At 43.1% G+C, this 11,832-nt stretch carries 10 protein-coding genes and 2 pseudogenes; 4 read left to right on the top strand and 8 right to left on the bottom strand.

The genetic code is table 11. The annotated features are described in order from the left end of the window. Together H5300_RS27755 and H5300_RS23305 are read right to left on the bottom strand one after the other, a co-directional pair. A pseudogene (locus tag H5300_RS27755) lies at positions 1 to 201 on the bottom strand (peptidase M23); the annotation flags it as partial. A gap of 144 nt (positions 202 to 345) precedes the next feature. Continuing rightward, positions 346 to 1,185: a tetratricopeptide repeat protein gene (locus H5300_RS23305; protein ID WP_004730180.1), complete on the bottom strand. Its 840-nt coding sequence runs from the start codon at positions 1,183 to 1,185 to the stop codon at positions 346 to 348. Positions 1,186 to 1,509: 324 nt separating this feature from the next. Here H5300_RS23305 and H5300_RS23300 point away from each other — a divergent pair, with 324 nt between their 5' ends. Next, the gene (locus H5300_RS23300; protein WP_017090620.1) at positions 1,510 to 1,977 is read left to right on the top strand and encodes a cytochrome b; all 468 of its coding nucleotides are present in this window, start codon (positions 1,510 to 1,512) and stop codon (positions 1,975 to 1,977) included. 138 nt (positions 1,978 to 2,115) lie between these two features. On the opposite strand, the gene H5300_RS23295 is transcribed toward H5300_RS23300, so the two are convergent. From H5300_RS23295 to H5300_RS23275, 5 genes and pseudogenes are all read right to left on the bottom strand, one after another. Beyond that, positions 2,116 to 2,550, bottom strand: a complete 435-nt coding sequence (locus H5300_RS23295) for a hypothetical protein (RefSeq protein ID WP_102488307.1) — start codon at positions 2,548 to 2,550, stop codon at positions 2,116 to 2,118. Between the two features lie 98 nt (positions 2,551 to 2,648). Further along, entirely contained in the window at positions 2,649 to 2,915 is a 267-nt protein-coding gene (locus H5300_RS23290; RefSeq protein WP_017082440.1) for a hypothetical protein, read from the bottom strand. Positions 2,916 to 3,148: 233 nt separating this feature from the next. Beyond that, a pseudogene (locus H5300_RS23285) lies at positions 3,149 to 4,933 on the bottom strand (ABC transporter ATP-binding protein). Further along, entirely contained in the window at positions 4,927 to 6,690 is a 1,764-nt protein-coding gene (locus tag H5300_RS23280) for an ABC transporter ATP-binding protein (RefSeq protein WP_182797013.1), read from the bottom strand. Before H5300_RS23280 ends, H5300_RS23285 begins: the two are co-directional and overlap by 7 nt. Positions 6,691 to 6,918: 228 nt before the next feature. Further along, complete coding sequence (locus H5300_RS23275; protein WP_061023327.1) at positions 6,919 to 7,437, bottom strand: NUDIX hydrolase; 519 nt, start codon at positions 7,435 to 7,437, stop codon at positions 6,919 to 6,921. Between the two features lie 370 nt (positions 7,438 to 7,807). Here H5300_RS23275 and H5300_RS23270 point away from each other — a divergent pair, with 370 nt between their 5' ends. Then, on the top strand, positions 7,808 to 8,062 hold the full coding sequence (locus H5300_RS23270; protein WP_182797012.1) for a DUF333 domain-containing protein: 255 nt from the start codon (positions 7,808 to 7,810) through the stop codon (positions 8,060 to 8,062). 211 nt (positions 8,063 to 8,273) lie between these two features. Next, positions 8,274 to 8,951, top strand: coding sequence for a hypothetical protein (locus H5300_RS23265; RefSeq protein WP_182797011.1), 678 nt, complete (start codon positions 8,274 to 8,276; stop codon positions 8,949 to 8,951). Positions 8,952 to 8,955: 4 nt separating this feature from the next. On the opposite strand, the gene H5300_RS23260 is transcribed toward H5300_RS23265, so the two are convergent. Then, entirely contained in the window at positions 8,956 to 9,834 is an 879-nt protein-coding gene (locus H5300_RS23260; RefSeq protein WP_182797010.1) for a YdcF family protein, read from the bottom strand. Between the two features lie 311 nt (positions 9,835 to 10,145). On the opposite strand from H5300_RS23260, the gene H5300_RS23255 reads away from it, so the two are divergent. Next, positions 10,146 to 11,516, top strand: a complete 1,371-nt coding sequence (locus H5300_RS23255; protein WP_004730160.1) for an L-serine ammonia-lyase — start codon at positions 10,146 to 10,148, stop codon at positions 11,514 to 11,516. Positions 11,517 to 11,832 lie beyond the last annotated feature (316 nt).

Genomic DNA, 11,832 nt, shown 5'->3' with positions numbered 1-11,832 from the left:
GCTTGAATCTGTATCTGTATCTGTATCTGTATCTGTATCTGTATATAAGTTTGATGCCCCCTCTTGATGAGTTAATAAATCTTTATAAGGGGTGACTTGAATTGAGATTTCTTCTGGTACTTCGGATTGAAAATGGAGCAAAACGGAAAGCGAGAATGCACTGATAGCGATAACGATCAGGCCAATAGGGAGGAACTTCATAAAATACTTAGCGGTTATAACAAGGAACTTGGTAAGTGTTATAACATAACAATTAATTGAAAAAAATAAACGAAATGTAAGAAACCGTTCCACAAAAGTTGCCAAAATATGGTGGGCATGTGAAGCCCACCACCTTATGTGACATTACTCTTCACAAAGCGCTTCAAAACGATCTAAGCCGCGCAGCATCTCAAAGTCTGGCTCTTCAGCTAGCAACTCTCTCATTGAACCACTGGCTTCAATAGAACGCTCTAAGTCATCGATAGCCTGACCTTCTGCTCCTAACCTTGCATACGAACAAGCACGTTGATACAAGGCGTGGGCATTTTGGTCATCCACTTCTAACACGCGGTTACATAGGCTCATTGCCCAGTGGTATTCCTGCATATCCATCGCAGCATCCGCTTTATAGGTCAACGCTTCTAAATCACCCGGACGAACCTTCAATATCTCATCGTAAATTTCAATCTTCTGCTCGGCCGTTTGAGCGTTTTGCGCTCTGAGCCATAAATTGTGAATCTCATTGATGATTTCGATTTCTCGGTTGTTCTCTGAGATAATTCTGGTCTTACGCTTAAGATCCCTTTCAAGAACATTGAATTTCTTCTCGTAGTCTTGAGCAATCGAATTAAGTCGCTGGTCAGCCATTTCTTTGGTGGTGTGTTTGAGATCTTTCAGTGATTGCCAACCAACCAATGCAATAAGAGAAGCAACACCCGCAATAATGTAGAAGAAATACGTGACCGTGACATTGGCATAGTTCAATGACTTATCGGCGACTGTAAGCTCACGATCGGTCATCTGAATGGTCAAGCGCCTTTCCAAATCTTGCTGTTCCATTCGCAACTGCTTCAGCTCATCTAAGATGTAGCGTTCCATCAATGGTCGGTCTACATACTCTTTCTCTGAGTATTTAACTTCCTCGCTTGCAAAGCTCATGGTCGTTACCAGTGAGAACACTGCAATCAATAGGATTCGAAGCATTTATACATTCCTTATATATTTTATCTTTGTTAACTGTATCTCTTAATCGCAAGACAAGCTAGAAAGTCGGCAATTCTGCCTTCTCCTTATTGGAATCAACACTCTAAAACATCATTGATAATTATAAAACACCTGAAGCAACATCATTAATTTCTAAATTATAAAAATACCGCGTAATACTGTTCTATATAATTAATTCGCGATGCGAATATACCAAGAGTTGATTTATTGCATCGAGATGAATCTTATATTAATAACGATCAGAGCGAGGTTAATTTGAACAATCCACGATACGATTTAATGAGCCGGGTGCTGCACTGAGTCATGGCGTCTGTCATCATCTATGCAACAGTCGCAGGGTATGTGATGCACTATGTCACCAGTCATCCAGAACTGTTTTCTTTTCTGTCAGTGCTCAACATGTCATTGGCGACCATTGCGACGCCATTATTCGTGGTTCGTTATGTCTGGAGTCACTTCCGCTCATCGCCAACCATGCCACTGTCTGTACCTGAAGGGCAAAAATGCGTTGCTAAACTTGCTCACTCCCTGATGTATCTAGTGATGTTTATGGTTTTCAGCACCGGTTATTTGATGCTAAAAGAACCTTATTCGTTATTCTGGTTAGTGAGCGTGAATAACCCAATTACCGACCCTGCAATCAACGGCTTCTTTTTCTATTTACATCGTGCCAGCTGTATTGCCCTAGCCTGTTTAGTTGTTCTTCATGTTTGTGCTGCACTTAAACACCACTTTGTCTCTAGGAACTATGTATTGAAGATGATGCTTTAAATTTTGGAGGGATATTTAAAGTAATATCAGTGATGTTCTCAGTATTCGTGGTAATCATCTGCTTTAAAAAATACAGCATGGTTTACACAAACAAAAAAGCCATAGCATGCTCGCTATGGCTTTCTTATTTCAATTTGATTACTTGGTTTGAGTATCAAGCATCACTTGCCAGTATTCGCACTTGGCCAAGAACTCTTTTAAATAAAGCTCTGGGTTCGCTAGCTTCTCACCGCCTTTAACATCAGCCCCAGTCACACGCCAAAAGCCACGAGTTACCAAGTTTCGGTGATAAATAAAATCGCTGATTTCATTTGTCTTTAAAGGAAGTTGCTCACCAAACGTCTGTTCGTATAGGCTCAGCGTAGAGGCTTGCTCACTTGGCTTTTCCCTTAAAAAGATATCCAAATCCAAGCCTAGTGGCTGCTGTTGTTCCTTTGACAGTGCTTTAGCTAATTTAGAGATAACACTGAACAGAGCCAACTCAACTTTTTGAGACGCTAATAACGATGCACCTAAAAGCGCATGTTCATTGGAAATGTGTTGCTCTGTTGATGAAACGGTTGCTGTTGTCACTGTGTTAACCTCAAATAATCATAACGGGTGTTACTGAACTGGATAGAGTCTTTTCACTAAGCTGAATCTTATTCTTGTAATTAAGAAGAATCTTACAGTTAAGCTGAGTCTTTCAGCAGAACACGGTCAGCATCAATAATGGTGAAGCCCGATGCATCTTCATTCTTTTCGACTTGCACTAAACCTTTAAAACCAATCTGCGACAACTTCTTCGCAAGGTGATCCGGTGCTGTTTCAAAAACAACATTCATAAAAGGTAAAGACTCAGCATCAACAAAACCATGCTCGTTAAACAGTTCCATTGCTTGAGATAAATGATCTGAGTCGGTTAATTCGATAATTTCTACAACTTCTTCCAACAACATCTTCGATTCCATATTCGCCAGAAAGTGACTGACACAAGCACTTACGTTTTGCTCGCATACATCCCGATGCCCGAAGACACCCCTTTAGTAGTAGGGAGATCATAACATATTAATAATCGAAAAATATGTTTAATTTCCCTAACCTATTGGGAATATTAGAAAACAATAGAAACTGGAGAAGCATAGGCAAGGCCAGTTCGTCCCATCGAAAGCAACAGCCTGATTTGAGGCAATCAGGCTACCGTAACTTGGGAATCGTTCGTTTCGCCAATCGACTCTTGTAACAAGCCAGCATAAATTCCATTGTGTGCGACTAGCTGTTGATGATTACCTTGCTCAACAATTTCACCCTGTTCCAATACCAGAATCGTATCCGAGTGACGAACGGTACTCAAACGGTGTGCAATCGCAATCACGGTTTTTTCCTTAAACAGACGCTGCATCGCTTTTTGGATGAGGTCTTCGGTGATTGAATCTACCGAGCTGGTCGCCTCATCAAGCATCATCAGTTGTCCACCTTGTGCAACCGCTCTAGCAAACGAAATAAGCTGCGTTTGCCCCACAGACAAATTGGAGCCGTTCTTTTCCAAGTGGAAGTCATAGCTTTGTGGCAATTGTTCAATAAACTTATCGGCATAAACATAGCGCGCTGCCTGCTCAACCTCAGCTCTAGATAAATGCGTTTTACCCAGCGCGATATTGAATTGGATTGTCTCTTCAAACAAGTGTACATCTTGCATCATCATTGAGAACAAATGAGCAGAGTCTTCGCTTGAGATCTGCGACAGCTCTATTCCATTCAACAAAATGCTGCCTTCATAGTCTTGGTAGGTTTTAGAGATCAGACGCAGAATCGTCGACTTGCCCGACCCCGTCGAACCGACAAGCGCGATTTGATGCCCTTTCTCCAATACAAACGAGACATTCTTTAGAACGTAGGGAGAGTCGTTTTTGTAACGGAAGCTCACGTTCTTAAACTCAAGGCTCACAAACTGTTCGAGCTGTTTCTCAACCTTGTTAGATGGCAGCAGGTTGCGCCCTTCCTCTTCAGTCGGCTCAACAAACAGCTCTTCAATATGGTCAAACGCTGCGAATGAACTCTGAATCGAAGCAATCTGCGAAGTAAAGTCACGGATCGGAACAAACACTTTCTCTAAGGTGTTGATGAACGCAATAAGCACACCCAAGGTGAGTGCCCCTTCTATCACTTGCTCAGAGCCATACCAGATCATAATTGCGATCGTGATTGAGGTGATGCCAGAGATAAACGAGAACAAAATCGCATCGTATTTATTGATTTTCTTCTGCGCTCTCAGAAACTCATCAGTATAGCCTTGGTAGCGTTGTTCGACTTGCTCTTCCGCTCGGTACATCTGAACGGTTTTCATGCCAAATAAGACTTCTTGTAAAAAGCCAATACCGCGAGCCAGCGAAGAACGAGTCACCTTATAGAGAGCACGAAGTCGGTTTCTCACATACACCGTCAAATACATCACTGGCGGCATAATGATCAACACAATCATCGTTAACTGCCAATCAATGAAGAACATCATCACCAACAGAGCAATGGTATTGATGCTGTCTTTAACTAGCCCTACAACCGACTGAACAAATGTCTCGCCGATGGTTTCCAAATCACTGGTTAATCGTGAAAGCGTTACACCAATCGGTGTGTTATCAAAATAGCTGCGCGGCAGTTTGAGCACGCGAGCAAACAACACTGAGCGCATGTCAGTTATCGTGTATTGCCCGGTTTTACGCAGGTTGTACGAATAGGTGGTATCCACCTTTTATTCCGGCACCAGACGGCATACGAGATAGAAGACATACTCGAGCAGTCCATCCATATCCCCATGGCTCAGGTGAACATCAATAACTTGAATGATCAGCCAAGGGAACAACAAGCTCGTGATGACAGAGAGAGGAAGCATAGCGATGCCCAGAATCGCAGAGCGTTTGTATTTCTTAGCAAACTTAAAAAAGTGCTTGAGGTACTTGAGATCAACACCTTTTAACATGCTGCTGCCTCCGTTTCATTCTGCTGTAACTGCCATGTATCGTAATAGTAATCACACGTTTTCAATAACGTTGCATGGTCGCCCTTCGCGATCACCTTACCTTCGTTCAACACGATGATTTCATCCATATATTCAAGGGCATTAACACGGTGTGAAACCACAAGTACTGATTGATTTTCCAAGCGCTTAAACAAGCCTTCCAAGATCTTTCGTTCTGTTTCATAGTCGACGGCCGATAGAACGTTATCCATGATGATCAGATCGGTGGGTTGCAATAAAGCACGCGCAATACTTAAGCGCTGCTTCTGGCCGCCTGACAGCATGATCCCTTTCTCACCAACTAAGGTTTGATCGCCGTGTTCAAAACGCGTCACGTCACTGGCCAACTGACTGAGATCCAGCACTTCATCAACCTGACTCTTTGCCAAGTCAGTATCTAAGCTGCCAAAGCGGATATTGTCCTCGACGGTTGCTGAAAACAGGAAAGGGTCTTGAGTCACGGTTTTCACGTAACGGCGCAAGTCACTGCGTGAGAAGCTAGTGATATCCCTTTCGCCAAGGAAAACCGAACTTTCTGGTACATCCAAGTGATGGTTCAAGCAGTTCACTAATGTCGTTTTACCCGCTCCGATTCCACCTAGCACACCCACTTTCTTACCAGCAGGAATATCAAAGCTGATGTCATCAAGAATCACACGCTCTTCACCCGAATAGCTGAAGATGAGGTTGCGAACGGAAAACGTTTTTCCCCTTAGCGATTCAACATCTAACTCCGTGAGCTTATCTTCATCAAGCTCGGGAACTTTGGCATTAAGAATAGTCTGTGTACTCTGAATTCCTACCATGCCACGCTGATAAATGGTTGCGATTCTGCCAAGCTGCATCAATGGCATAGCCAGTAAAACCGAGTAAGTTAGGAAAGCAGTAATCTCACCGAGGGTTAGCTCTTGTCTCATTAACATGTAGCCACCAAGCCCAAGAATGATGATTTTCATCAGGTCATTGGCGTAGTCGAGTACCGGCATAAAGAAGACTTGAATACGTGTAATTTTAAGGCGGCACTCAAGCAATAACTGGTTAAGCTTTTCAGTTTCGGTTTTCACCCAAGGTGACATCTGCTGGCTCTTAATCAAATCAATCCCAGACAGGTAACTCATTAGCTGAGCAGACAAGTTTTGTAGACGTTTCATGTGCTCCAAATGCAGTGTTTTCATACGCTTGAAGCCCACACGGAAAATCACAAAAGCGATTGAGATAGGAATGATCGAATACAGTGTGAGTTCTGGCGATATGCGCCACATGTAAAGAGGCGTCAGCGACAACGCAAGCAACGCATTGAAGAACTGCAAGAAGCCGACACCAAACAGCAGTCGGATACCACTAAGGTCGTTATTGATAATCGAGATCAGTCGACCCGAAGCAAAGCGTTCATGGAAACTGCTTGGTAAGCGATTCAGCTTTTGTAGAAGTGTACTTTTGAGCGCTGCTTCTGTAGTTCGCCCCGGATTAAGCGCATAGATACGAGACAGAATTCTCACCACCACCATGGCGACAGACATGCCGACTACAATCCAAACATAGCTTTGCAGCTGCTGATGGCCAGTTGAAGAAGCGTCATCAATCAAATCTATCGCCAATTGGATATAACGAGGGATCTCTACTTGTAACCAGTTGACGAGAAAAATGAACACAATCGCCAATAAGTACGAGGTGCGATTCATGCGCAGATAATGGGCAATAAACTGTCTTTTATTCATAGTATTCTTTGTTTAGGGCAGGCTCACAGCGAGAACTAGCGATATGACCGGGCATCTAAGCTAGATAGGGTCATCACTGAGGTAAAGATACATCAAAAACACTTAGTTGACAATATCAACCATATTCAATAATTGATTACCGTTATTACATTTTAGCATTGCTAGAAACAACTTTGCCGCCAAAAATGGCGGCAAATAAATAGCTTAACAGGCTTGTACTGATAAAGGCTAAAGCATCTCTTTGGCAATTAAATGCAGCAAAAAGGTTTCACGTTCAATGCTCATACCCTTCTTAGAGCTCTCAGCCATGGTCTTTTCGTTGTGAGCGATCGCTTCATGGATATTCATCCACACCGGCTTCATCCCATTTTTCACTTCATAATCTTCGTAAGCCGTTTCACCCAGCTCGCGATCAATCTTGCATGAGTAGCAGTAAGAGATCATATGCATCATATCCGCACCGTCTTTATACCAAGGACGGAACTCTTCAAAAATGCCAAACGGCTTAATGCTATGGATATTCTTCGCGCCTGTCTCTTCTTCGAGTTCACGCACCATACCAGCAATCACATCTTCACCTTCATCCAAACCACCACCAGGAATGGTGTAGTCGTGATAACGCTCTGTATACAGCATCAGAATGTCTTCACCATCTAATACAATGGCGCGGGCAGCATTACGCTTGTATACCGTTTTATTGTCTAGATGATCGATATCAGGGTGGATGGTTGTTTTTAGGTGTCTCATGATTCTGACTGCTCTACTGAATTTGGCGGCATCATATCATAATCATCAATAGATTCGAGGTTCTCCGTCCCCCACAAGAACACATACCCTCTGCTTTTTATCGCTGTTCGCCCACAGCTATCGAGTCAAAATAACCATCACGTAATGCCTTATCGACGGAGGCCGTTCCTGTTATAACATCAGCTATGTCAGCTTGATCAAACACTCAAAAAGCACTTAAAAATAGCGAAATATCAACCTATTTCAATATCTTGACCAAATTAGGACAACCTTTTCTGAAATCTAAAATATACTAATTTCATAGAGCTTCTCATTTGGTTCTGTAGAACTTAACGCATTCGATTATAGAGTTATCACGTAGGAGATAGACATGAAGAAAATTGGTTTGATGGCTGTATGTGCCGTTGTATTAGGCGGTTGTGCAAACGACTATGCAGAATATAGCGAAGGCCAACGTGTTTCAGTCGCTAACCCAGCAGCGGTTTATTGTGTTCAACAGGACGGTGAATTAGACACGGTTACTGAAAACAATCAGCGTACAACTTACTGTGTACTCGATGACGGTGAACGTATCGAGCAATGGGAGTACTACCGCAATAACCATGAGCAAGAAACTGAAAAGTAATCACTTCTATTACAAGTTTCCAATCTCAAAGCTTTAAAACCCTCCCCTAAAAATTCAATTATGTTACGTAGACTGCCTGCCATAAGGCAGCGGTTTACCGTACACACACACCAATTGAACGCCGTTTTATTCCTGACACAACTCTGACATTAGCCTAATCTAGGCCGATAGAATGCCTGCCTGTTACAAATATTTACAAGTAGTGTTGATTATGAAAATACAAACAAAATCGAAAGAACAAACTCAAATGTCACTTGAGATACCAGAGTTCAACCTATCTCAGTCGACCTCTGCGGTAATCTACAAACGCTGTCAAACAGCACTGGTAGTTTTGGCGATTGGTTTTATAGTCAACCTTGCAATCCGCATTGATTTCGTTTTCTTGAGTGGAAGAATCGGTGAAAATTCAGTCACTGAAATGCTACAGCAATTTCTTTTAATCGTCTCTTCTGGCGCATTTGCTTACCTCGCTAAAAAACGTCCTGAGGTAAAACATGCCGCTATGTTAATCAGCGCATTTTTCGCCGTAATGTTCGTCCGAGAATTAGATTATTGGTTTGACATGATCGTACATGGCGCTTGGGTTGTCCCTGCCCTATTGGTTGCTGGTAGCGCAATTTTCTATGCGATTAAAAACGGTAAACGAACCATTGATCAGCTCGCGCTTATTCTTGCATCCCCACACATGAACATGTTGGTTACTGGTGTTATGCTTTTACTTGTTTTCTCACGCTTATTTGGCATGGGTAGCTTTTGGCATGGCGTAATGGGAGAACATTATATAAGTAATGTTAAGACCATCGCTGAAGAAGGCACTGAGCTTCTAGCTTACTGTTTGATTGCCTTTGCGAGCTTAAAGACCGTTATTGGCATCACGAGAAAGAAATAATCACCTATCGCCACCAGCAATGTGTGTGATCCGATTCCGGATCTAAATAACGATTCAATAAAGTCAGGTTAGTATCTAGTAGAGCTAGGTATTCCCTGATTTTTTTTATGTCTGTACCCACTGAAGTCTGCTGGATACAGCGCTCCAATACTGGTAGTAAACTCTCCACAATGTCAAAGTCAGATGAACGTCCAACGAGTTCCTTTACGGCTATCAGTGCTTCCAAAGACAGTCTTTCTGGCTCTCGTCTAACCAACTCCAAATCTCGCTTAAATGCGGCCGCACAAACACCTTCAAGATAAACTCGGTAGGTCGTCAGTACGTCCATCAACAGAAACATTTGCCCTTGAGCACTTTGATGTGGGTATGGCACCACAACATGAGCATCCAACCTGCGATCTATTTGCAGCTCCACCCCAAGTGCGGAACACTTCTCGATGAGAACTTTAAGCAAACCTTGCTCGTCCATGAGCGATTGGATCTCGAATATACGTTGTAAGTGGTAGTCATTCGAAACGAACGTCACCTGCACACTCTGCCCGCGAGTAAACAGACCGCTTTTAATCATCTCTGAGGCCAAGTTCTGTATGTTCTCGACAGTATTGGTCGAATGCTGCTCGAGTAAAATCGCCCCTAAGGAAAGCGGATGTTCACGCTTATTTTCAGGCTTCCTAAAATATTGGTGCATCGCATCGGCTTCAGACAGTGTTTGCCCTTTTGTTACCCCACCACAAAATGCTACCGCGGTTTGCTGAATAGACTCTTCAGCCAAAGGCCCCGCCAGATACCCCACCAAAGCATCAACTCGACTGATGCCTTCATCAGTCAATTTATTCCCATTAAGTCGCTTACCTAGCACAATAAGGAGGTGATTAATGCTCATTTTATGTTCAAGTCTCGTTTTAGTGATTAGATGGAGTGAATTATGTATACAATAGTTCTTAACAAAAGTATTTTTAAATTCCTAAATGTAGCTCGCAATAATGCTCACTATTGATAGCAACATCTTAAGGTACACAAGAATCAACGTGCAGCTATATAAAGCAAAAATAGCACGGTCTTGTATTTCATCGAACTACACGCTTGTTAACATTAATCTCATTGAAAGAATACGCTCACTCAAAGAAGTGAGGTTAACAAAAGATATACTTTAACCAGAGTTCGTTCATCGAACCGTCTTCACAGGAAGTTACTATGCTGTCTATTTTTGATATCTACAAAATTGGGGTTGGCCCGTCCAGCTCCCACACAAATGGACCAATGATCGCTGGGTTTAACTTTACCCAAAAAATTGATGCTCAGCTTAAGCAAGTGAAGCGTATTCAAATCGACTTATATGGCTCGTTATCATTGACGGGTATTGGTCACCACACAGACAGAGCAACTTTGTTAGGTTTGCTCGGTAATCGCCCCGACACTATTAAGATTACCAGTGCTAACCAAGCAATGCGTAAAGCGATTGAAGATAAATCTCTACTGGTTAGCGGTAACCATGAAATTCACTTCGATGTAGAAAGCGACTTACTCTTCCATAAAACTAATCTTCCGCTTCATGAAAATGGCATGACCATCTCTGCCTTTGACGCGAGCGGTAGTCTTCTAGATATGGAAACGTACTACTCAATTGGTGGTGGCTTTATCGCAACCGCTGATGAGCTACAAAACGGCAAGCAAGAAGCAGAAACACAAGTTGAGTTCCCTTTTTCTTCTGCCGACCAACTACTTGAATTGTCAGAGCAGCAAGGGCTTAGCCTTGGTGGCTTAATCCTGCGCAATGAAGTGTCTTTTCAAGATATGGATGTAATTGACCAAAAAGCCGACCAAATCTGGAAGGTGATGTCTCTGTGTATGCAGCGTGGCTTTGATACTGAAGGTATTCTTGATGGCGGACTAGAAGTCACCCGTCGAGCGCCAGCTCTTTTGAAAAAGCTTGAGGCGAATGCTTCGATTGAAAACGATCCAATGGAGATCATGGATTGGATTAACCTATTTGCCTTTGCTGTAAGTGAAGAGAATGCAGCAGGTGGCCAGGTTGTAACATCTCCAACTAACGGTGCTGCTGGCGTTATTCCTGCGGTATTAATGTACTACCATCGCTTCATCAAAGAGTTAGACACTAAGCAGTTGAAAGACTTCTTGGCAGTCTCTGGCGCTATCGGCATCCTTTACAAAACCAACGCTTCGATTTCGGGTGCTGAAGTAGGTTGTCAGGGTGAAGTTGGCGTATCTTCTTCAATGGCAGCGGCAGGCTTAACAGCCCTTCGAGGCGGTAGTAACGAGCAAATCTGTATTGCTGCTGAGATCGCAATGGAACACTCACTAGGCATGACATGCGATCCGATCGGTGGGCTTGTTCAGGTACCGTGTATTGAACGTAATGCCATGGGTGCAATGAAAGCCATCAACGCATCACGTATGGCGCTGAAACGCACCAGCAAGTGTCTTATCTCGTTAGACAAGGTTATCGCAACCATGTACCAAACAGGTAAAGACATGAACAAGAAGTACCGTGAAACGTCTTTAGGTGGTTTAGCGGTGATCCACATGGCGCCACCGTGTGAATAGTTAGATGCGGTGACCAATTAGACGCGGTGACCAGTTAAATGCGGTGACTAGCTAGTTGCGATGAATAGTCGAGATACAGAGAATAGTTGAAACGCAATACATCGTTGACTCGCACGACGAGAAATCGCCTCACTCAGAACCGTTATTGTAAACTTAGTTTTCGATATACAAACAAAAGCCAGCCACCAAGCCTGTCTCTTGATCACAAGTCTGGTTAATCAAGAGACTTAGCGAGTTCATACCCTTCAAGGATGGTTTGTAACCTAAGCCATCCTTGCCATAACGTCTTTATAGAAGCGCGACCTGTTCGCTTGGT

Source organism: Vibrio sp. SG41-7 (genome assembly GCF_014164465.1).
In the GTDB taxonomy this organism is placed as follows: Bacteria; Pseudomonadota; Gammaproteobacteria; order Enterobacterales; family Vibrionaceae; genus Vibrio; species Vibrio splendidus.
Note: the sequence above shows the minus strand (reverse complement) of the source record. Positions and strands in the feature narration are given on the sequence as shown.